The organism is Streptomyces sp. NBRC 110028 (genome assembly GCF_001417735.1).
In the GTDB taxonomy this organism is placed as follows: Bacteria; Actinomycetota; Actinomycetes; order Streptomycetales; family Streptomycetaceae; genus Streptomyces.
The window spans coordinates 258,613-278,829 of the sequence record NZ_BBUZ01000029.1; the positions used below are offsets into that span (position 1 = coordinate 258,613).

General features: G+C 68.8%; 20 protein-coding genes and 4 pseudogenes. 16 read left to right on the forward strand and 8 right to left on the reverse strand.

The genetic code is table 11. The features are described 5' to 3' along the window. Window positions 1–12: 12 nt before the first annotated feature. The 4 genes from ASC60_RS21795 to ASC60_RS21810 all read left to right on the forward strand — a co-directional run bounded on the left by ASC60_RS21795 (window position 13) and on the right by ASC60_RS21810 (window position 3,056). On the forward strand, window positions 13–927 hold the full coding sequence (locus ASC60_RS21795) for a transketolase (RefSeq protein WP_199831012.1): 915 nt from the start codon (window positions 13–15) through the stop codon (window positions 925–927). Continuing rightward, the gene (locus tag ASC60_RS21800) at window positions 924–1,949 is read left to right on the forward strand and encodes a transketolase family protein (protein ID WP_055553511.1); all 1,026 of its coding nucleotides are present in this window, start codon (window positions 924–926) and stop codon (window positions 1,947–1,949) included. The genes ASC60_RS21795 and ASC60_RS21800 overlap by 4 nt, the downstream gene beginning before the upstream one ends. Window positions 1,950–2,014: 65 nt before the next feature. Further along, complete coding sequence (locus ASC60_RS21805; protein ID WP_055553513.1) at window positions 2,015–2,782, forward strand: SDR family NAD(P)-dependent oxidoreductase; 768 nt, start codon at window positions 2,015–2,017, stop codon at window positions 2,780–2,782. Between the two features lie 46 nt (window positions 2,783–2,828). Then, window positions 2,829–3,056, forward strand: coding sequence for a TetR family transcriptional regulator (locus tag ASC60_RS21810; RefSeq protein WP_055553515.1), 228 nt, complete (start codon window positions 2,829–2,831; stop codon window positions 3,054–3,056). Window positions 3,057–3,271: 215 nt separating this feature from the next. Here ASC60_RS21810 and ASC60_RS21815 read toward each other — a convergent pair whose 3' ends face one another. Together ASC60_RS21815 and ASC60_RS21820 are read right to left on the reverse strand one after the other, a co-directional pair. Continuing rightward, a complete protein-coding gene (locus ASC60_RS21815) occupies window positions 3,272–3,961 on the reverse strand; it encodes a GntR family transcriptional regulator (RefSeq protein ID WP_055553517.1) in 690 nt (229 codons plus the stop codon). Between the two features lie 543 nt (window positions 3,962–4,504). Then, complete coding sequence (locus tag ASC60_RS21820) at window positions 4,505–6,175, reverse strand: GMC family oxidoreductase (protein ID WP_055553519.1); 1,671 nt, start codon at window positions 6,173–6,175, stop codon at window positions 4,505–4,507. A 470-nt stretch (window positions 6,176–6,645) separates the two neighbouring features. On the opposite strand from ASC60_RS21820, the gene ASC60_RS21825 reads away from it, so the two are divergent. Genes ASC60_RS21825 through ASC60_RS21835 form a run of 3 tightly spaced genes read left to right on the forward strand, consistent with a single transcriptional unit; the run spans window position 6,646 to window position 9,336 of the window. Further along, window positions 6,646–7,950, forward strand: coding sequence for an aromatic ring-hydroxylating dioxygenase subunit alpha (locus ASC60_RS21825; protein ID WP_055553521.1), 1,305 nt, complete (start codon window positions 6,646–6,648; stop codon window positions 7,948–7,950). 7 nt (window positions 7,951–7,957) lie between these two features. Then, window positions 7,958–8,920 carry a PDR/VanB family oxidoreductase gene (locus ASC60_RS21830; protein ID WP_055553523.1) on the forward strand — a complete coding sequence of 321 codons (963 nt, stop codon included), beginning with the start codon at window positions 7,958–7,960 and terminating at the stop codon, window positions 8,918–8,920. Next, entirely contained in the window at window positions 8,917–9,336 is a 420-nt protein-coding gene (locus ASC60_RS21835; RefSeq protein ID WP_055553525.1) for a nuclear transport factor 2 family protein, read from the forward strand. The genes ASC60_RS21830 and ASC60_RS21835 overlap by 4 nt, the downstream gene beginning before the upstream one ends. 30 nt (window positions 9,337–9,366) lie before the next feature. Here ASC60_RS21835 and ASC60_RS21840 read toward each other — a convergent pair whose 3' ends face one another. Both ASC60_RS21840 and ASC60_RS41730 read right to left on the reverse strand, forming a co-directional pair. After that, window positions 9,367–10,071, reverse strand: coding sequence for a TetR/AcrR family transcriptional regulator (locus ASC60_RS21840; RefSeq protein WP_055553527.1), 705 nt, complete (start codon window positions 10,069–10,071; stop codon window positions 9,367–9,369). A 466-nt stretch (window positions 10,072–10,537) separates the two neighbouring features. Further along, window positions 10,538–10,771, reverse strand: a complete 234-nt coding sequence (locus ASC60_RS41730) for a hypothetical protein (RefSeq protein WP_159043294.1) — start codon at window positions 10,769–10,771, stop codon at window positions 10,538–10,540. Here ASC60_RS41730 and ASC60_RS39485 point away from each other — a divergent pair. The 7 genes and pseudogenes from ASC60_RS39485 to ASC60_RS21875 all read left to right on the forward strand — a co-directional run bounded on the left by ASC60_RS39485 (window position 10,716) and on the right by ASC60_RS21875 (window position 14,103). Then, complete coding sequence (locus tag ASC60_RS39485) at window positions 10,716–11,141, forward strand: glycoside hydrolase family 3 C-terminal domain-containing protein (protein WP_234357066.1); 426 nt, start codon at window positions 10,716–10,718, stop codon at window positions 11,139–11,141. The two genes, ASC60_RS41730 and ASC60_RS39485, sit on opposite strands and share 56 nt — an antisense overlap. Further along, entirely contained in the window at window positions 11,069–11,254 is a 186-nt protein-coding gene (locus tag ASC60_RS42280) for a fibronectin type III-like domain-contianing protein (RefSeq protein ID WP_199831013.1), read from the forward strand. Before ASC60_RS39485 ends, ASC60_RS42280 begins: the two co-directional genes overlap by 73 nt. Before the next feature lie 820 nt (window positions 11,255–12,074). Next, window positions 12,075–12,230: a hypothetical protein gene (locus ASC60_RS41735; protein ID WP_159043295.1), complete on the forward strand. Its 156-nt coding sequence runs from the start codon at window positions 12,075–12,077 to the stop codon at window positions 12,228–12,230. A 165-nt stretch (window positions 12,231–12,395) separates the two neighbouring features. Beyond that, window positions 12,396–12,722, forward strand: a pseudogene (locus ASC60_RS40900) (Tn3 family transposase); the annotation flags it as partial. 74 nt (window positions 12,723–12,796) lie between these two features. After that, window positions 12,797–12,988 (forward strand): annotated as a pseudogene (locus ASC60_RS40905) (sugar phosphotransferase); the annotation flags it as partial. 240 nt (window positions 12,989–13,228) lie between these two features. Continuing rightward, complete coding sequence (locus ASC60_RS42285) at window positions 13,229–13,588, forward strand: hypothetical protein (protein WP_079038534.1); 360 nt, start codon at window positions 13,229–13,231, stop codon at window positions 13,586–13,588. 323 nt (window positions 13,589–13,911) lie between these two features. Further along, window positions 13,912–14,103 (forward strand): hypothetical protein, encoded by a 192-nt coding sequence (locus ASC60_RS21875; RefSeq protein WP_055553538.1) that lies wholly within the window; start codon window positions 13,912–13,914, stop codon window positions 14,101–14,103. Between the two features lie 62 nt (window positions 14,104–14,165). Here ASC60_RS21875 and ASC60_RS43025 read toward each other — a convergent pair. After that, a pseudogene (locus ASC60_RS43025) lies at window positions 14,166–14,365 on the reverse strand (hypothetical protein). Window positions 14,366–16,025: 1,660 nt separating this feature from the next. Between ASC60_RS43025 and ASC60_RS21885 the strand changes: the two are divergent. Further along, window positions 16,026–16,475, forward strand: coding sequence for a hypothetical protein (locus ASC60_RS21885; RefSeq protein WP_055553542.1), 450 nt, complete (start codon window positions 16,026–16,028; stop codon window positions 16,473–16,475). A gap of 138 nt (window positions 16,476–16,613) precedes the next feature. Here the strand turns inward: ASC60_RS21885 and ASC60_RS21890 are convergent, their stop codons facing one another. Next, window positions 16,614–17,696 carry an integrase core domain-containing protein gene (locus tag ASC60_RS21890; RefSeq protein ID WP_055553544.1) on the reverse strand — a complete coding sequence of 361 codons (1,083 nt, stop codon included), beginning with the start codon at window positions 17,694–17,696 and terminating at the stop codon, window positions 16,614–16,616. Window positions 17,697–17,767: 71 nt separating this feature from the next. Further along, window positions 17,768–18,592, reverse strand: coding sequence for an enoyl-CoA hydratase/isomerase family protein (locus tag ASC60_RS21895; RefSeq protein ID WP_055553546.1), 825 nt, complete (start codon window positions 18,590–18,592; stop codon window positions 17,768–17,770). 474 nt (window positions 18,593–19,066) lie between these two features. On the opposite strand from ASC60_RS21895, the pseudogene ASC60_RS21900 reads away from it, so the two are divergent. Further along, a pseudogene (locus ASC60_RS21900) lies at window positions 19,067–19,489 on the forward strand (Tn3 family transposase); the annotation flags it as partial. A gap of 143 nt (window positions 19,490–19,632) precedes the next feature. On the opposite strand, the gene ASC60_RS21905 reads toward ASC60_RS21900, so the two are convergent. After that, window positions 19,633–20,208: a helix-turn-helix domain-containing protein gene (locus ASC60_RS21905; protein ID WP_055553599.1), complete on the reverse strand. Its 576-nt coding sequence runs from the start codon at window positions 20,206–20,208 to the stop codon at window positions 19,633–19,635. Window positions 20,209–20,217: the final 9 nt, after the last annotated feature.

The window sequence follows — 20,217 nt, forward strand, 5'->3', positions numbered from 1 at the left end:
AGGATGACTACGATGACCACTCCGGCCACCCCCGCGGCGGGGGTGTCGCCCGCCGAGCGGGTGCGTGCGCTGAAGGAATCCGCCTACCGCATCCGTATGCACGCGCTGGACATGGGGGAGACCCAGGGGCAGGGCTACATCGGACAGGCGCTGGGTGTGGCCGACGTCCTGGCCGTCGTCTACCAGGACGTCCTCAACCACCGTCCCCACGAGCCGGAATGGCCGCAGCGCGACAGGTTCCTGCTGTCGATCGGGCACTACGCGATCGCGCTGTACGCGGCGCTCGCCGAGGCGGGTGTGCTGGAGGCCGGCGAACTCGCCACCTACGGCAGTGACGACTCGCGTCTTCCCATGTCGGGCATGGCCTCGTACACCCCCGGCATGGAGATCTCCGGTGGCTCCTTGGGGCACGGTCTGGGCGTGGCCACCGGCATGGCCCTCGGCCTGCGCCACCAGGGCAGCGACGCCCGCGTGTTCAACCTCCTTTCCGATGGCGAACTCGACGAGGGCTCCACCTGGGAGGCGGCGCTGGCCTGCGCCCATCACGGGCTGGACAACCTCACCGCCATCGTCGACGTCAACGCCCTCCAGGCGGACGGCCCGACCAAGGGCGTGCTGCGCACCGAGCCGGTCACGGCCAAGTGGGAGGCGTTCGGCTGGTATGCGATCCGCGTGGACGGCAACGACATCGACGCGCTCGTCGCGGCCTTCGACAGCCTGCGCGAACACCGCGGATCACCTGCCGTGCTCATCTGCGACACCAGGATCGGGTGCGGTGTGCCGATGCTGGAGATCCGGGAGAAGGCGCACTTCATGCGGGTGGAGGAACACGAATGGCAGGCGGCCCGCGATGAGTTGACTGAGCGTCACCTGGCCGGGACCGACTCCGACCGCACAACCACCCACGGAGAGGGACTCGTCCGATGAACAGCTCCGCGCCGACTCACGCCGCACCCACGCCGGCCCAGGCCCCCAAGCGGAGGCTCACCACGTCCGCGATGATCGCCTCGATCGCGGAAGAGGGACAGCGCACCACGAGGGCCCCCTTCGGGCACGCGCTGGCCCGGCTCGCCGAGGAACGCCCCGATGTGGTCGGGCTCTCGGCGGACCTGGCGAAGTACACCGACATGCACGTCTTCCGCGAGGCCCACCCCGACCGCTTCTTCCAGATGGGCATGGCGGAACAGGTGATGCTGGGCGCGGCGGCGGGGCTGGCCGAGGTGGGGCTGACCCCGTTCGCCTCCACCTACTCCGTCTTCGCCACCCGCCGCGCCTACGACTTCCTGTGCCTCGACATCGCCGAGCCGCAACTGAACGTCAACGTCGTCGGCGCGCTGCCCGGACTGACCACCGGCTACGGGCCCAGCCACCAGGCGACCGAGGACCTGGCCATCCTGCGCGGCATGCCCGGCCTGACGATCGTGGACCCCGCGGACTCCGTCGACATCGAACAGGCCGTCCCGGCACTGGCCGCCCACCCCGGGCCCACCTACACGCGACTGCTGCGTGGGGCGGTGCCCACCGTCCTGGACGAGTACGACTACCGGTTCGAGCTCGGCAAGGCGGCGCAGCTGCGTGGCGGCCGTGACGTGCTGTTCGTCTCGACCGGCCTGATGACGGTACGGGCCCTGAGCGCGGCGGCGGAACTCGAAGCCGACCACGTCGACGTCGCCGTCCTGCACGTGCCGACGATCAAGCCGTTCGACCGTGAGACGGTGCTGCGGGAGGCCGGCAAGGGGCGCCTCGTGGTGACCCTCGAGAACCACAGTGTCGTCGGGGGCCTCGCCGAGTCCGTGGCTTCCAGCCTGGCCTTCGCCCAGCAGACGGCCCGCATCGTCCCGATCGGCCTGCCCGACGAGTTCCTCGCCGCGGGCGCACTGCCCACCCTCCACGACCGCTACGGCCTCTCCGTGGCGGCGATCAAGGAACGCGTCCGCCGCGAACTCTGATCCCGCGCGGGACGTCCGCGCTCACGCCCTTCCTCACTCCCCATTCCACTCCTCAGGAGAACCGCATGGCCAGCGAGCACACCCCCCGCACCGCCGTCGTCACCGGGGCGGGCTCCCGTCGCGGCATCGGACGCGCCACCGCGCACGCGCTGGCCGCCGCCGGCTACCACATCGCCGTCCTCGACCTGGACAAGGAGGCCGCCGAGGACACCGCCCGGGAGGTCGCCGCCCGGCACGGCGTACAGGCGTTGGGCCTGGCGGCGGACGTCACCGACGCCGACGCGGTTGACGCGGCGATCACGCAGGCCGAGGCGGGACTCCCGCCGATCGGTGCCCTCGTCAACAACGCGGGCATCACCTCGCCGACCCGTTTCCTCGACGTCACGCCCACCGAGTGGGACAAGATCTTCGAGGTGAACGTCCGCGGCAGCTACCTGGTCACCCACCGGGTGGCCGCGGGGATGGCCGAGCGCGGGTTCGGGCGCATCGTCTTCCTCTCCTCCGTGTCGGCCGAGCGCGGCGGCGGCGTCTTCGGGGGAGTGGCCTACTCGGCCGCCAAGGCCGCCCTGCTCGGCTTCGCCAAGGCGCTCGCCCGCGAACTCGGGCCCTCCGGGGTCACCGTCAACTCTGTCGCCCCCGGCCTGATCGACACCGACATCACCCAGGGCAAGCTGGACGAGGACCGCAAGGCGGCCATGATCGCGGACGTTCCCGTGCGCCGTATCGGCAGCGTCGACGACGTGGCCGACGTCATCGCCTTCCTGTCCCGGCCCGAATCCGGCTACCTCACCGGCGTCACCTACGACGTCAACGGCGGATCCCACCTGCACTGAGGCGGCGTCGGGGTCTTTCGCTCACCTCTGGGACCCGAGCCCGGAGGTGAGCGGACTCAGGACCTCCTCCGGGGCCCGTGGTCACCTGGCGGCGGTCCTGGGCGATGGCGGTGCGCCCGACGCCGTAGCGGATCCCCACCAGCTCGTGGACCGCTTCGTACAGGACGCGCCCCAGGCCACTGCGCAGCAGGATCCGCAGCGGGGCACCGTCGATGAGATCGCGCGCCGCGCCCGCATCGACAAGGGCACCGTCTACCTGCACCGGAGGACGTAGGAGGTGCTGTTCGCCGACTGCTGCGGCGTGAGTTCCAGGGCGTGCTCGGTGTCATCGCCTCCGAGGTCGAGCAGGATTCGGCGGCGCTCGCCCGCCTCGTGGGGTTGCCGTACGGCAGGCCCCTCCACGGAACACCGGGCGGGCCTGCCGGGTCGGGTGATCTGACCTTGCCGAGCGCGGCCCCGGTATGAGACATGCACCTCAGGTCGCGACGGTCAGGCGGTCTCGCGCGTGCCGTCGCGTCCGATGCCCAGCTGCTCGATCGCCGAGGCCATGTGCGCGTGCAGGATCTCCTGGGCCGCTGCGGCGTCTCCGCGGGCGATGGCGTCGGCGATGGGCTCGTGGGCCGCCGCGGACATGGCCACGTCGCGGCGTTCAGCGGCGGCGCTCATGATCACCACGCGCATCGGTCCCTCGAGCTGTCGCCAGGTCTTGAGGAGTACCGAGTTACCGGACAGCTCGCACAAGAGGAGGTGAAAACCGAGATCGGCCTCGACCTTCGCGGCCAGGTCCGCGCCTGACGCGAAGGCCTCCTGGAGCTTTTCCAGGGCCTTGCGCAGGGCCTTGGCCGAGTCCTGCCTGCGCGGTGACGCGATGATCTGTGCCACCGCGAGTCCTTCCAGCGCTTCCCGGACCTGGAAGAGTTCCCGGACCTCGGTTGGAGTCAGCTGGGACACGCGCAGCATTCCACGTGCTCCCGCGGTGACGAGGCCTTCCTGCTGGAGGTGGCGCAGGGCTTCGCGTACCGTGCCGCGGCTCACCGACAGGTGCTCGGCGATCTCCACTTCTCCGAGGTGGTCGCCGGGCTGGTACTGGCCGGTGGTGATAGCCGTCCGTAGTGCCACGAGCGCGCGCTCCCGGAGGGTTGTCGAGCGGGTGAGACTGGAAAGCGCCTGACCAGACACGGCTTAACCCTCCTTCGACTCCTCGAGTGATCATAGTAGCCCGAAATGATGTCGTCTGTTGACGGTCGGCATGAGTGGGTACGGCGGAGCGCCCCCGAGATCAGTACCGATCCAGCGCGGCGCGACGCGTACTTCCCGGCTGAGCGGACACCAACTCAGCACAGGTTTCTGCGGGAGTTGGAATCCTGTGACCAGGTGCGCATCCGGTTCCGGCGGCAGATGGCCGCCGAAGGCCGACTGACGGCTGCGTTCCCGCCCGTCCGGACTGAGGAGGCCGTGGCGGTCGACGTGACCTTGATCAATCGGTGTCCGAGCTATCGGGCCACCTCGTGGATGGACACCGCGTTCGTCAAGGTTACGGTCGCCCACTCATGGAGAAGATCGTGTGGCGTGTACGCGGGAAGCCCGAGCCGCTTGATCGCGCGCTCCCACGAATTGTGCACAGGCCCCGGATGTGTCATCCCGCCGACATGATTGCGGCCAGGGCCGCTTCCAGCGCTGTCCCGGCCGCGCCGTGCGCGATGGCGTACGTCAGGGGTTCCCTCATCCTGCGGTCCTCTCATCGGGCGTGGCGGCGGTGGCGCCGGAGGGGGCCGGCACCCCGCGGATCAGGTCCGATGCCTTCTCGGCGACGGCGATGACGGTGGCGTTGATGTTCGCTCCGGGCACGCTGGGCAGTACTGAGGCGTCGGCGACGCGCAGTCCGCCGATGCCCCGCACCCGCAGGTCGGGGTCGACGACGGCGTCCTCGGAAGTTCCGATCGCGCAGGTGCCGCAGGAGTGGTTGGCGGAGTAGCCGGTCTCCCGCAGATAGCGCTCGAAGTCCTGGTCGGTACGCACGTCGGGGCCCGGAGCGAGTTCCGCCCGGATCATCGGGGCGACGTCGGGGCTGCGCAGGATGGCCAGCGTGGTGCGCACGGTCTCCCGCAGGGCGGCGACATCCTCCGGGGCGGTCAGGAGGTTGAACGTGATGCGCGGAGGGGCCGTCGGGTCGGCGGAGGCCAGCCGGACCTCGCCGCGGCTGCGTGGGGTCGCGACGGCATTGAGGGCCACGCAGTGGCGGTCTTTGAGCGGCCGGATGCCGGGGAACCAGGGCCGGGCGTCGAAGCCGCCGGCCAGGATGCCGAGGAACCCGTCGGGGCGGTCCAGGTCGGCGCGGGTGCGAACGTAGGCGGACAGGAACTCGGGCATCCGGGCCAGTGGCCCGCTCCCGGTGAGGAACCAGCGGGCCGCGCCCAGCACCAGCCGGTCGGCGCGCAGGTGCTGGTGGAAGGTCACCGGATCCTTGACGTCGAACAGCACGGGCGCCGCCGGATGCTCCTGGAGGTTGCCGCCGACTCCGGGAAGGTTCATCACCGTGTCGATGCCGACCTCGCGCAGGTGATCTGCCGGGCCGATGCCCGAACGCATCAACAGCTGCGGCGAGTTGTAGGCCCCGGCGCACACGACGACCTCGCGGGCCGCCCAGATCACCTGGCTGCGTGAGCCTTTCATGACACGGACGCTGGCCACTCGTCCGTGCTCCAGCACGAGCCTGTCCACCAGCACCCCGGTGAGCAGGGTGAGGTTCGGGCGTCGCCGCAGCGCGGGGCGCAGGTAGGCGGCGGCGGTGCTGTGGCGTCGGCCGCGGCGGATGGCGGTCTCGTTCTGCCCGGCGCCGGTGGGGTCGCCGCTCTGCGTGTCGTCAGGGAACTCGATACCCAGCGATCGGGCGGCGCGGTCCAGGCGCCGGCCGAAAGGTCCTCGTCGGACGGAGGACGACACGGTGACGGGCCCGTACCCGCCGTGGTGCTCGGTGTCCCCGCGCCAACTGCTCTCCGCGCGGCGGAAATACGGCAGCAGGTCCTCCCAACACCAGCCCGTCGCACCGGATATGGCCCAGTCGTCGTAATCGCGGCGGTGGGCGCGGACGTGCGTCGAGCCGTTGATCGAACCGGTCCCGCCCACCAGTCGGCCACGCGGGATCGGGATCCGTCTGCCGTTCAGTCCCGGCTCGGGCTCCGACTCGTACCCCCAGCCGAACTCCTCGCGGTCAGACAGCAGACCAACGCCGAGGGGCAGTTGGACGAGCAGGTTGCGGTCAGCGGGCGGGCCGGCCTCGATCAGCAGCACGCTGGTACCGGTGTCGGCGGACAGACGTGCGGCGACGACGCAGCCGGCGGTGCCCGCGCCGATGACGACGTAGTCGTACTCGGCGCCGTGCCGGGCGCTCATGAAGCGGGTCCGGACATCATCGACTCCTTCGGCCTTGGACGGACGCGCGGCAGAGGCGGGAGCACGGGGGAGTGCGGTGGGGTGGTCGCTCGTGCGGCGCGTTCTCAGGGGTGATCGCGAGACGTCGAAACGGGCCGTGGGCGGCTCGTCGTCTCGGCGCCGTGTCAACGTAACAGAGCGATTGGGCGATCCGACAGGGTCTGCAAGTAATTCATCAAAGCAGGTCAAGCAGTTGACAGTTTTTCATCAGGGTCGTACAACGGCAGGAGCGCCATGCGGGCCGAACCGCCTGCCGCGTCTGCCCGAGCCGTGGAAGCAGGGCCGCCGTACCTCTGCGGTGTCCCCGCTGGACGGGAGCACGAAGGAGCCTTGAGCCACAGGTTCTCCTCAGCCGTCCGAACCTCCGATGGCCTTGCTTCTAACGGCCTCGTCCACGCGCCCCCGCCTCAACACCGAGGAGATGGTTGAGCATGACCGAGACCACCGTCATCGACACGGGAACCGGCTATGGGCGCAAGCCCTCGTCGCACGACGCCCGCCTGACCGAGGTCGGCCCCGGCACCCCGATGGGCGAGGCGCTGCGCCGCTACTGGCACCCGATCGCCAGCTCCACCGCGCTGACCAGCGACGTTCCGCACCGCGCCTGCCTCTTGGGCGAGAACCTGATCGTCTTCCGGGACGGCCGGGGACGCGCGGGCGTGGTTTTCGAGCGGTGCGCTCACCGCGGCAGCAGCCTCTACTTCGGCCGCATCGAGGAGGACGGCATCCGCTGCTGCTACCACGGCTGGAAGTTCGACGTGCAGGGCCAGTGCGTGGAGCAGGCATGTGAGGTGGACGGCGGTCGCCGCCGCAACCTGGCACGCCAGCCGTGGTACCCGGTGGAGGAGCGGTACGGCCTGGTCTTCGTCTACATGGGCCCGTCCGAGCTCAAGCCCCCGCTCCCGCGATTCGACAGCCTGGAGCCCCTCGAAGAGGGCGAGACCTACTTCAGCAGCTGGACGGTGCCCGGAGCCGAGGTCCTCGGTATGGAGCAGGACTTCAACTGGCTCCAGCTCTTCGAGAACGCGGTCGACCCCGTGCACGCGTCCTGGCTGCACTCCACCCACAGCGGATTCCAGTTCCAGGGGACCGGCACCACCGGCTTCCCCGAGAGCTTCTACGACGCCTCCACCGTCGCGGAGCGCGTCACCTACCACCGCACCGACCACGGCGTGAAGTACGTCCAGCGCTACCAGGACGAGAAGGGCCCCGACGGGGAGCTCGTGGACATCGACTGGTCGGTGGAGCTCCACCTGCCGAACATCATCTGCCTGCCCAACTTCAACAGGGTGACCCCCGACACCCGGAACGACATGCTCATCTGGGTCGTCCCCGTCGACGACACGCACCACCGTCTGGTCTTCACCATCCGCGCCGCCGACCCGAAACGGCTCGAGGACTTCGTCTTCGGCATCAAGCAGAACGGCAAGGACGGCTGGCTGCTGACCGACGAGGAGCGCCAGCGCTTCCCCGGCGACTACGAGGCTCAGCGGTCGCAGGGCGACATCACCCAGCACTCGGAGGAGACCCTGGCCCCGTCCGACCGCGGGGTCGTCATGCTCCGGCGCATGCTGCGCACGATGGTGGACGACGTCGAGGCGGGCCGGACCCCGCTGGGCGTCGCCGCGCCCGGCGAGCCGGTCCGGCAGGTGGAGTCCGGGGCCCTCATCCGGCGGGAGGCGGCGGACCAGGCCGGGGCGGCCGGGATCGCCGCACCCACGGCCGCGGGGGCGTGATCGAGGCGTGACCACCACCTGGACGGACGTGGTCGTCGTGAATCGGCACGACGCCGCGCCGAGAATCGCGGTCTTCGACCTCGCCCGGGTCGACGGCGGCGAACTGTGGGAGTACGAGCCCGGCGCCCACGTCGACGTTCAGGTCGGCGAGACGGGACTGGTCCGGCAGTACTCCCTGTGCGGCCCGTCCGGAGCCCGCAAGCAGTACCGGCTCGCTGTCCTGCACGACCCCGCGTCACGCGGCGGCTCCCAGGCGATGCACGCCCTCGCCGAGGGCGACACGCTGCGGATCGCCGCACCGAGGAACCGCTTCGGTCTGGCGCACGCGCGCCGGCACCTGCTCCTCGCGGGAGGTATCGGCATCACCCCGCTGTTGTCGATGGCCCAGACCCTCGATGCCACCGGCGGGGACTACCACCTGCACTACTGCGCCCGCAGCCGGGCCGAGGCGGCCTTCGTCCCCGAGCTGGAGAACCACCCGCGCGTCACCCTCCACTTCGACGACCAGGACCCGGACCAACTCCTCGACCTGGAAAGCGACATGGGCAAACCCGCTCCGGACACCGCGGTCTACCTCTGCGGTCCCGGCGGGTTCATGGACTACGTGCTCGGGCGGGCGGCCGAACTCGGATGGCCCGCGTCCGCCCTGCACAAGGAGCGCTTCAGCGCCGCGGTGCCCGCCGCCGAGCCCGACGGCGGAGAAGGGGACGGCTTCACGGTCCGGCTCTCCTCGACGGGGGCGGAATACCCCGTCCCCGAGGACCGGAGCGTCCTCGACGTCCTGCTGGCGAACGGCGTCCACGCCCCCAACTCGTGCGGGCAGGGCATCTGCGGCGAGTGCATCGTACGGGTGCGCGCCGGCGAGCCCGATCACCGAGACGACGTCCTGACCGACGACGAGCGCGCGGAGGGCCTGTTCACCCCGTGCTCGTCGCGGTCGAGGTCCCCGATCCTGGAGCTGGAACTGTGACCAGCTCGCCGACGGCGGTGACCCCCCACCCCACCCCTGCCACCGTCGAGGAGGCCGAGGCCGCCTGGCTCGCGGCCCAGACGCTCCCCGACCCGGAGCCGGCGATCCGCGCCCTGCTGCACCCTGACTGTGTGATCGTCCACAGCGCCGTCGGCCACATCCACGGCGTGGACGACTGGCTGCGGTACGTGGCACGTCTGGGCCGGACCAGCCAGGTGGACACCTACGACGTGACCGTCCAGCGGTTCGGCACCACGGCCGTGGTCAGCTGCCTGCAGGAAATGCGCGTTGCCTTCGTGCCCGAGCTGTCCTCGTTCGTCATCCAGGCCGCCGTCAGCCGGGTCTGGGTGGCGGGCACATCGCACGACTGGCTGCTGGCGCACATGCAGCTGGCCCGGCGGCTCCCGCCGCGATGATTTCCGTGCTCCCGATGGGCGGGAGCTACGTCATTCTTCGGGCGCGTCGCCCACCGGTGTACCGGGCACCGCCGCCTCGTCGGCCGTCGTCTCGGCAAGTGCGTTGATGATCCGGGCCACCTGCTCGGCGTAGTGGTTGATGAACTCCTGCGAGGTGGGGTCCTGTCCGGTGAACTCGCGGGCGATCCACGGTAGGGCCGTCGGGGCGATCGAGGCGGCGAAGAAGGCGAGGGACACCGCTCCGACATCGAGGTCGGAGCGGATCTCGCCGCGCGCCTGCCGCTCCCGCATCTCTTCGATGTTCTTGAACAGCTCGGCAGCGCGCTCGTCCTCGGCCGGAGGGCGTGTGCCGGGCTCTTCGCGTGTCAGCGTGTGGACCCAGCCAGGATCCTCATACGCCATGTGGCAGTACCGCCGGACGGCTTCGGCAAAGGGCAGGGCGTGACCGACAGGCATGGCCGTCTCCAGCCACCGTTCGCTCAGCGCCTCGTACAGACCGCGTTTGCTCCCGAAGTAGTAGGTGATCAGCTGATGGCTGACACCGGCCGCCTCCGCGATACGGACGACCCGGGCCCCGTCGAAACCGTGGGTGCCGAACTCGGCGCCGGCCGCGGCCAGAATGGCGCGCCGGGTACCCACGGGGTCCCGCTGGCGGCCGGGATCATTGGGGTGCCTGCGGCGCTGCCGCCTGCCGGACGGTTCCGTCTTGCCTGCTGTCGTTTCCTCCGCTGCCACAAGGACGACCTTACCGGCGGTTTTGTCCGGGCAGGCCGACCACCGCTTGGCGGCCTTCGGTCATCGCCGCCTTCCCCGACGCCGACGTGGAGTACGCGCTCGGCGCCGTCATCCAGGAGGGCATCGCCGAACTGCCGCTGGACGACCTCACCAACCCCGCCACCGGCGAACCGGGGGTGCGCGTGCGCTTCCTGAGCGACGGGCGCGAACCCTTCGCCGAGGACCGCTGCGCCACCCGCCTCGTCTGGTTCGGCGGAGACGTCCCGGTCGACCGCTCCCACACCCTGGCGATCACACCCGCTACGCCTCCCCCGCACCGAGACACTGCGCCTCGGCGTCGCCACCCCGGGAGTCTCACGGATCTGGGCCGACGGGCAGCTTGTCCTAGACGCCGATGTCCCGCTCGCGGACGACCAACCCGGTGCCGCGTTCCTGCACCTGCCGGCCACCTCCGCGCCGTTCCCGGTCAGCTGCGGGGCAGACGGTGGAGATCCGCGTCGAGTACGAGATCGCCGAGGACCTCGGCCTCGCCGGAGCCCTCGCGTACACGCTCGGCACGGAAGCGGACGACGCCGACCCGGACGGGCTGATCGAGCGGACGGCCGCCGGGCATCCTGCCCTGGCGCGACGACGTCGCCGCCGTCCTGCTCACCTGGTTCGGCGGCCAGGAGTACGGCAACGCCCTGGCCGACGTACTCACCGGAGTGCGCGAGCCCGGCGGCCGACTGCCCACCACCTGGCCGGCGCGCGAGAGCGACGTGCCCGTGCTCGACGTCACGCCGGTGAACGGCACGATGCGGTACGACGAAGGCGCCAAGGTGGGCTACCGGGCGTGGCTGCGCTCCAGCACCGCCCCTGCCCACCCGTTCGGGTACGGACTCGGCTACACCACCTGGGCCGTGGACCGGGCCACCGCTCCCACGGAGTTCGGCCCCGGCGGCGTGGTGGAGGTCCACGCCGAGGTCACAAACACCGGCGGCCGCGCGGGCAACACATCGTGCAGGTCTACGCGTCGCGCCCGCACACGGCCGTCGACCGCCCGGCGCGGTGGCTGGTCGGCCACGAGGTGATCCGCCTTGCCCCGGGCGCCACCGAAACCGTGGAGGTCACCGTCCCTGCCCGCGCCGTCGACCACTGGGACGAGTGCGCGTGGGCGTACGAATCGGGGAAGTTCACGCTGTAGGTGGGCTCCAGCGCCGAGGATCTGCCCGCCTCGGTGCGCCTGCGCCTGTGCTGACCACCAGTCGCGGCGAAGCCCCGCGGCGGGCCGGGTGCCGTGCCTGACCCGCCGCGGACGACTCAGCGGCAACGGACACATCCGCGCGATGGAACGCATGCTCGGCGCACGCCGCCGCGGCGGCGTGCGGTCGGCGGAGCCGTCGTAGAGGCCGGACCGCAAAAACGACCGGCTTGCGGACTCACGGGACATGATGACCCCGGAGTGCCCGCGTGCCCTGGTCGACGGTTCGCGTTGCGGTGTCGGCCGCAAGGATGCCAACGGCGCAACGCCCCGTCGAGGTGCCAGTGACGAGCAGGGGAATTGGGCGCTCGCATTTGCTGGGGGTAAGGAGGCGTCACCCCTATGCGACCTGCGTGTATTCGGTGGATGAGGCCGCAGAGTCGATCACGTCGACGGATGCGAGTGTCGTCGGTGGCGGTGAGTGGTTCGGGCTCGGTGAGTCGGTTCGGCGCCCGTTGTCCAAGGGATCGGTGCTGCCTGTGTCTGGTCGCGTCGGCAACGGGGGATGGGCCCTCTACCGTCACGGTTGACCGGCGGGCCCCACTGCAGCGCTCAGGCTCCCTGACCAGGACGGACGAGGTTTCTGGCACATGCAGGTCTGCACGGCGGCTATCGCCTGCTCGTAGGTGTCTGTCTCGGTGTCGATGGTCAGCCGCACGACGCTCCCCTTCGTGATTGCTGTCGGCATTCTTCTTCAGGACGGGGATGTGCCCGAGCGGCTGGTGGCGGTCGACCGGGGGGGGAGCCTGTCAGGATGGTGGGCATGGCGATTGAGACGGCGGCGCATGATGAGCGGTCCCTCGCCAACGTCGTCGGCGCGCCGGGAGACCGGTCGATCGGCCAGCGTCTGGACGCGGTCGAACGCGTCCTGTTCGCCCTCGCCCGTGCGCAGGGCATCGACCCCGCCATCGCTCCCTGACCCAGCCGACCCCGGTCGTCACGTAACGGGCACAACTGTGGGCCTCGGGCTTACGGACGGTCCGACGGAATGGTGAGGCGGGCTGGCCGACGATCGTCATTCAGCGAGGCGACCGCGGCGATCCAATGTCGACCGCACCCGGCGAGGTGCGGATTATCCCCCACGCAGGAGGGCTGCTGTGCGCTCGCCCGGAAGATCTTCCACGGCCGGGCCGGGCAGCTCTACCAGAACTACCAGGACGGCATGGAGGACCAGATCGGCGCGCACGGCCTGGTCCTCAACGCCCTGGTGCTCTTCAACACCCGGTACATGGACGCCGCCGTCACCCAGCTCCGCGCCGACGGCTTCGATGTCCGCGACCAGGACGTAGTCCGGTTCTCCCCGTTCGTGCGCCACCACGTCAACATGCTCGGCCGGTACTCCTTCCAGCTGCCGGAGCTGCCCGGGGGCCTGCGGCCCTTGCGCGATCCGGACACCGCAGATCAAGAGTGAGGCAGCTGCTCGACGACGGCGAGCAGGGTGCCGAACGTATCGCCGCTCTGCGGAGCCAGACACCTCCGGCCGTGCTGCGCTCCCTGGAGATGTACGCCCCCTTCATACGGAACATCCACATCGTCACCGACGGCCAGACCCCCGCCTGGCTGAACACCGACGCTGCCGGCATCCAGATTGTGGATCACAAGGACATCTTCTCCGACCCCGACGTACTGCCGGTCTTCAACTCCCATGCCATCGAGACGCAGCTCCACCACATACCCGTGAAGGGTGTCTTTATTGCCGTACGGTGGTTGACCTAGGGCTTTGCGATTGCTCGAGTATGGGCGTGATCAGTGATCGTAGTCTGCGACTGCCCTCCCTGATCTTCTGCCGACTACTGGACTGCCTCCTCTTGTTGAGCCGATCGACCGTCGTGAACAACGCCGAGATCCTCGCGCTTCGCCATGAGGTCGGCGTGCTTCGCCGACAGGTCGAGCGGCCTCGGTTTTCGTAGGCTGATCGTGCCGTGCTCTCCGCCCTCGCCCGGCACCTGCCACCTGTCGTACGCCGCCATCGGCCGCCGATGGAAGCTCACCGCCCGGTACGCTGCGGCCTGGCTCGCCGCCCGCGTCGAGAGCATGCCCGGCCCGTTCGAGCTGCTCACCGACGACCAGCTGCGCCAGATCGCCACCGTGGCCGCCCGCGCCGCGCACTGCGTTGAGACCACACTCGACATGGCCGACCACAAGGCCGCGCTCACCCGGCCGTGCCCGGACTGCTCCGGCGAACTGGTCATCACGGCCGAGGGCGGCGAATGGCCGTTGGTGTGGTGCGGCCGGTGCAGGCGAACCTGGCACGAGCCGGAGACCAGCGCGGCCTGACGGGAATACACGATCTGTTTCGGACGGCGGAAGGTGCCGGACAGGCGGAAATCAGCCAATCTCAACCTTGTTGATCCACAACGAGGTTGAGCGTCGCCGCAGGTCAGAAGTTGTCTCCAAACATTCTTGGAGATCCAAAGAGTTGAGGAAAAACCCCTGCTCAAAGGTGGGGTCGCCCAGATGGCTGCGGAGAACTCACGCGAACGTATCGGCAGGCCAGAAGCGCATAACGTCAGTTGAGCGAGGTAGAGGGCCGCCTGCCGGGGCGGCCCTCCTAGCGTCCTCGCACCTCATCAAGCCGATAAGAGAAGGAAGACATACCCATGCAAACACAGGCTTGGCGAAACGCGGGAGTCGAGTGGCGGCGCCCCGACCTCGCTGACGGCACGCTCGCGGCGATCGCCTGGTACCTCCTCCACACGACTCCGCAGGTCCCGGAGGTGATTCCGGTCGCGGTGGCGTTCATCTTGCTCCGCTGCGTCCGCGTCCACCGTCCGGCCGAAACCCGCCGGTAGTCGCCCAGCACGTGCGTCCCGGCCGCTGAAGCGCGGCCGGGAGCACACGCGTGCTCAGTTGATCACCAGATGTCTGGGCCGTCGCCGCGCCACTCGATCAGCTCCGGGTCGTCCAGGGCGAGTCCTCGGCACCAGCTCGGCGTAGGAACTCCAAGACGTCGGCGGGTCCCCGAGCGAGCCCGGCGATCTCACCCCGGATCGTGACCCGCTTCCCGCCCCTGAGGGATGGCGGATGCACGACGACGGGCGGGTGCACGGCCATGCATCCAGCGTGCGGCGGCTGGCAGGCGCACGCATCCCAGAGCCTCCAGCGTCAGGCAGTCTGGATCGGGCCGAAGTACGTCGGCGTGAGGAACAACGCCTCGAAACGCCTTTGGGTCGCGCCGCTTGCGCAGCCACCCGCACAGGGGAGTCAACACAATTGTGATCATGGACGTCAGTACGATGGCGTGCAGGCCTTCCGCCTCGTCGCGGCCGACCTCGGCGAGGAACCTCTTGTACCTCGCATCGATGGCCCGCTCAAAGTCGCCCATGGCCTTCAGAAGCCTCCGCAGCTGTGCTCGACGCCGCTGCATCACGCACCTCGGCACGGGCCATGGCGCCGGTATCCGCCACGGTCAAGCGCCCGGTGATTCTCGGAACGTGTACTGGTGGACCGCGTCGACCGGCTCGGCGATGTCGTACTGCCCGGCTGCGGCCCGTGCGATGGTCTGGGCCTCGCGGTCGGCGCGCCTCATCAGTCACGGCTGCTCAACGGTGAAGGCTCAAGGAGGACACGGATGGCCCGACCTACCTGAAGGGTGTCTTTATTGCCGTACGGTGGTTGACCTGGGGCTTTGCGACCGCCCAGGTATGGGCGTGATCGCTGATCGTGGGCCTGCGACTGCTCTACCTGATCTTCTGTCGACTGCTGGGCTGCTTCCTTTTGCTGGGCCAATCGACCGCCGCGTGCAACGCCGAGATTTTCATTCTCCGCCACGAGGTCGCGGTGCTGCGTCGGCAGATCGACCGACCGCAGCTGCCCTTGTGGGGAGCGCCCTGTTGTCACTTGACCGCTTCCGCGTAGAGCGTCCTATGGAGCTTGACGACGCGATAGGTCTGAGAGAGTATTAAAATAGAGCATAAGAGGAGAATTGTCGCGCGGCTGGGGGTCAAGGGGTCGCAGGTTCAAATCCTGTCGTCCCGACCAGCGTTTTCGCAGGTCGGAGGCCGTTTCCGCGGGTAGCGGAGACGGCCTTAACCATTTCCGGGCTGGGAGCAAGTGGGAGCCCTCTGGGAGCCCTCGTGCTCCCAACTCGCAGACGTGTCAATGGTGTCCGATTCGTCCGTCACCCGATCCGGTAGACCTACAGCGCCGTACCGGGCCCCTGCGTGCCGTCGTCAATCGTAGGCTTCTGAGGTCACCCCATCGATCTGGATGCTCTCTGCATCGAGAGGCATAAGGGCCCCTTGTCGGCTCCCGACCCCCTTTCCGGGTGGGAGCACGGTCCCGTGCTCCCCATGCGACAGGCACAGAGGGGCTGTCGGTGATCCTTGTGGGCAGGTTTTCGCAGGCAGCCAGTACGTGGGGTTTTTGGCTACCGTCGGGGCGTGCGTCAAGGGGTGGTAAAGCCCCTTGGTGTCTGCCGGCAGATAGGGCACTCCCAGGGCGTCAGCGCTGTATCCGGCTCCGTGGCGCCGTAGGGAGACTGTTTGCGGAGGCCTGGCCGGAAGAAAAAGTGTGCCAAGCGAGTGAGAATAATGTCGTGGGGCTCGAAAAGTCGTCGCTGCAGGTGACGCCAGGGATTTGGTCTCGGCTGGCGGCATGTCCGTGTGACCGTCTCACTGGTGATGGCGATTCCTGAAAACGGCTCTGGCCGCGCTTCCGTGAACAGGTTCACTGGGAAGGGGTGCTGTCCTCGCCCTGTCAGTAGGCTCGGGATGTGACGGATCACGGCATTGAGTTCCCGGTCTTCCGACTTCATGTTGTGCCAGCGGTTCTCGCCCTTGCGAGTCCCTCGTGGCAGCGCGATGTCTGGCTGCGGCCAGAGGAGGTCGAGGACCTGGACTACGTGGTCACCGTGCTGTTCAACGACTTTTGCAACGCAGACGATCCCGTGTCGTGGCTGGGCAAGAGCCTGCGGACCGAGGAGGAAGTCGCGCTCATGAAGGAGCTGGGCGAGGTCTACTCGACCGTGCAGGAAGAAGTAGGTCGCGGTGCCCCGGATGAGATCTATCTGGATGCTCCAGCCTGGAGTAACGTGATCGCAGTCGCGGGCAGGTTGGCTCAGATGATGGTCACCAATGACCTCCAGGCTGCGGCTCTCCTGCATGAACGGCTAAACCTCCCTCATCGCCAGCGGCCCGCTGAGGGGGCGTCGACGGCTGGGTGAGGATGCGGGTCCGGAGGAGTTCGAACGAGGCCCGGCCATACATGGCCGCTTGAGTGTTTTAAAAGTTACGTGGAATCTGCCGGGGTGATCATGTCTTCCCGGCGCAACCTGTGCCGCTCGAAAAGTCATCGCTGCATGTCATGCCGCGTATCTGTACTCGTTGATGAGGCCGCCGAGGATCCGGGTGCGTAGGACTACACCGGTGCTGAGGCCATGCGCTGCGGCGGGTTGTTCGTGGGAGTCGGGTGGTAGCTGGTTGCGGGCCTGGTGGGGTCGGTGTTCGTTGTAGTGCTGTTCGTAGGCAGCGAGGACGTGGCGGGCGTGGGACTCGTTCATGATCAGGACCTGGTCGAGGGCTTCGCGTCGGATGCTGCCGATGATGCGTTCGCAGTGTGCGTTCATGCGGGGAGCCTGCGGCGCACTTGTGAGGATGTCCATCTCCTCGGCTGCAAAGACGGCGTCGAACGCTTCGCCGTACTTGCCATCGCGGTCGCGTAACAAGAAGTGCAGGGGCTCGATGCGTATGCCCAGGTCGGCGGTGAGATTCCGCGCCTGCTGCACCGCCCAGTCGCGTGTCGGGCGGGTGGTGACCCCGGTGATGTGCAGCTGCCGGGTGCCGTGCTCGAGGAACACCAGCGCGTACAACCGCCTGCCGAGGGCGGTGTCGATGTGGAAGAAGTCTGCCGCGATGATGCCCTCGGCTTGCGTGGTCAGGAACTCGCGCCAGGTGGGGCCTGAGCGACGTGGCGCGGGGTCGATACCGGCCGCGTTGAGGATCTCCCACACCGTCGAGGCGGCGATGCGATACCCGAGTTGGGCCAGCTCTCCTTGGATCCGCCGGTGCCCCCACGTGGGATTCTCCCTCGCCAGCCGTAGGACGAGCTTCTTGATCTCTGTCCGGGTGGGTGGGCGTCCGGTGCGTCGGCGCGCGGTGTAATCCCACTTCGCGGCGATGAACCTGCGATGCCAGGCCAGCAGAGTGCCGGGGGCGACAGGGAAGACCTCGCGCCAGTGGCGTCGGGGTATGAGTCCGGACAGGGCGGCGAACCAGAACCGGTCGGCGGGCTCGTAGCGGACCGGCCCGGTCAGCTGGCGACGCAGGACCGCGTTCTCGTGCCGCAGCACCAGCAGTTCCGCGTCCTTCGCCGTCCCGCGACGGAGGAGAACTGATGGAACGCTCAGCAGTTTCCGGGTCACGTTGTACAGCAAGGACGCGATCACGGAGGACGTGATCCCAGCGGACTGCTCGCACCCGGCTCACCTGCGGCGATGACTTTTCGAGCGGCACAGGCTCAGAACTTCTCGGCGACGTGCTTGCCGAGATCGAGTTCGATTCCCTGAGGCTGCTGCAAGCCGCGTTCGAAGAGGCTGCGCAGGTGATCCGCGTTCTCCGGACGCATCGACGTGCGCCTGAAGGCGGCCATAGCGGCTGCGTAGTCCCCCGCTGGGATTGCGGTGGCCGCGTCGACGAACTCCTTCGCGCCGGAGACCCCGGCCTTGCTGAAGCCGGCGATGCGGCGGGCGAAGGTGTCGACGAAGTCGTCCAGCTCGTCCTCGGGAAGAACGCGGTTGACGTAGCCGTATTCGGCGGCGAGATGGGCCGGGAAGTCGTCTCCTCCCACCACGATCTCCATCGCGCGGCCCCGGCCCACCAACTCGGCCAGTCGCCCCATCGGGTTGCCACCGGGTACGGCGCCGAAGCCCACCTCGGGCTGTCCCAGGATGGCGTTGGTACCGGCGAAGCGGATGTCCGTGTTCAGGACGAACTCACTTCCCGCTCCTCGGACACGGCCCTTGATGGCCGAGATCGTGACAGCCGGGACCTTGCTGAGGCGCAGAAGGCTGTCCGGGTAGGGGAGGAGTCCGGTGGGGCCCGGGGCCGTGGTGTACACGCGCTCGATCTCGGACAAGAGGTCGAAGTGTGCCATGAAGAAGTCGGGGTTGGCACTCTGGAACACCACGACGGTCAGATCGGGGTCCTCCTCCATACGGGTCACCAGATCGGCAAGCTGCTCGATGGTGTCCGGATCGATGAGGTTGATCGGGCCGTTCTCGAAGGTCACCTTCCAGTAGGACGGCGACACCGCATGTACCTGAAATTGCGAGTGATTGCTCATGGGGGCGATGCTAGAGAGTCTGACTTTAAAAATGCAACCCAGTCTGGACGTGACTGTGACCCCACTTTCGAGGGAAGCGGTGAGTTCGAGGGCGCCGGACTGTCACCGCATCGGCGCTGAGCAGGCATGTCCGTCGTCCGGCTGCGCGGATGGCGCCGCGAGCCGCCGGAAGAGGAGGTGATGCGGGTGGGATTCTTGCTGCTGTTCATGGCGCAGCCCCCGAAGGCTCTCGCGCATCCTGACGCCGCAGCAAGGAGTGCCAGGAGAAAGCCTCGGTGACTGCTCGGGCCGTCAAGAGATCCATGGACCCAGGAGTACTCACTGGAGTGCGGGCAGGTTCTCTGTGTACCGCCCCAGCGCGGGTCCTGTGGGCCGCCGGCCCTCGCCGTTCCGCCGCATCCCGGATACCGCTGCAGTCGGCTGGGCGGGATCAGGAACTTGTTGGCGGGGGACGCCGTCAGCCGGACTGGCTGGCGGGTGGTCGACCCAGTGGACGACACCTACCGCAGGCAGATGAACCGGCAGCTCGCCGTGCAGGAGTCCCGCCACAAGCTGGCCCGGGACATCTGCCACGGCAAGCGTGGGCAGATCATGGAGGCGTACCGCGAGGGCCAGGAGGACCAGCTCGGCGCGCTCGGCCTGGTCCTGAACGCGACCGTGCTGTGGACGACCACTACCGGACGCCGCCTCGCCCAGCTGCGGTCGCTGCCGCCCGAGGAGCGTGAGCACGACGTTCTGGACGAGGACGTGGCCCGGCTCTCCCCGCTCAAGCACGCCAACCTCAACGTGCTGGGCCGCTACAGCATCCGCGCTTCGGTCCCGGCCGACGGCGGCCTGCGCCCGCTGCGCGGCCCCATCGCGCCGGAGCTTGACGAGGACGACGGTGGGCAGGGCTGACCCGGACCCAAGGCCGACGGCAGGTGCCTTGCCGGTGCGGCAACACTCTGTCTGGACCGGAGGCCAGGTGACTTCCGAGTGCCGCCTGGCCGTCCTGGATCCGTCGCGTCGGGGGCCGGGCGGGTCGGGGCCTGCTGGCGGCGTCAGGCACCGCTGACAACCCGCATGAAGACCGTCGGTTCAGTGTGCTCGTTGAGGTAGGCATACTGCTGGTCGCTGGGGATGGTGGCGCTCTGCCCCGGCCCCACCATCTGCGGTCCGGTTTCCAGGGCGAGGGTGAGACGGCCGGCGAGGACGTGGTGGATCTCCTGTGCTCCGGGCCGGTCGGGTTCGGCGTCGTAACGGCCGCCTGGGGTGAGGGTCCAGCGCCATAGTTCGGCGCGCGGGTTCTCGGTGGCGCCCAGCAGGAGGGCGGTGCTGCCGTCCCGGGCCTCCCATACGAGCGTGCCTTCGGCTTCCGCGCCGGGCGCGTCGTTCTCAGGCAGGGCGAGGGCGGCGAAGTCGGTGTCGAGGGCGAGGGCGACGCGGTCGACGGTGGCGAGGCTGGGGTTGGCCTGGCCGAGTTCGATGTCGGTGAGCATGCGCCGGCTGAGCTTGGCGGCGTCGGCGAGCTGCTGGACGCCCCAGCCTCGCTGTTTGCGCAGCGTGCGGATGCGCCTGCCGATACGGGTGACGAACTCCTGCGTTGCCTGACTGTCGGGGGCGCTCTCGCTGCTCATGGTGAGCAC

What these genes read in the sequence shown, in the direction of transcription:
- ASC60_RS21895 (WP_055553546.1), bottom strand. Translation starts at nt 18,592, where the DNA reads ATGAGCAATCACTCGCAATTTCAGGTACATGCGGTGTCGCCGTCCTAC.
- ASC60_RS21905 (WP_055553599.1), bottom strand. Translation starts at nt 20,208, where the DNA reads ATGAGCAGCGAGAGCGCCCCCGACAGTCAGGCAACGCAGGAGTTCGTC.
- ASC60_RS21825 (WP_055553521.1), top strand. Translation starts at nt 6,646, where the DNA reads ATGACCGAGACCACCGTCATCGACACGGGAACCGGCTATGGGCGCAAG.
- ASC60_RS21805 (WP_055553513.1), top strand. Translation starts at nt 2,015, where the DNA reads ATGGCCAGCGAGCACACCCCCCGCACCGCCGTCGTCACCGGGGCGGGC.
- ASC60_RS21875 (WP_055553538.1), top strand. Translation starts at nt 13,912, where the DNA reads ATGCAAACACAGGCTTGGCGAAACGCGGGAGTCGAGTGGCGGCGCCCC.
- ASC60_RS41735 (WP_159043295.1), top strand. Translation starts at nt 12,075, where the DNA reads ATGGCGATTGAGACGGCGGCGCATGATGAGCGGTCCCTCGCCAACGTC.
- ASC60_RS21795 (WP_199831012.1), top strand. Translation starts at nt 13, where the DNA reads ATGACCACTCCGGCCACCCCCGCGGCGGGGGTGTCGCCCGCCGAGCGG.
- ASC60_RS21800 (WP_055553511.1), top strand. Translation starts at nt 924, where the DNA reads ATGAACAGCTCCGCGCCGACTCACGCCGCACCCACGCCGGCCCAGGCC.
- ASC60_RS21820 (WP_055553519.1), bottom strand. Translation starts at nt 6,175, where the DNA reads ATGAGCGCCCGGCACGGCGCCGAGTACGACTACGTCGTCATCGGCGCG.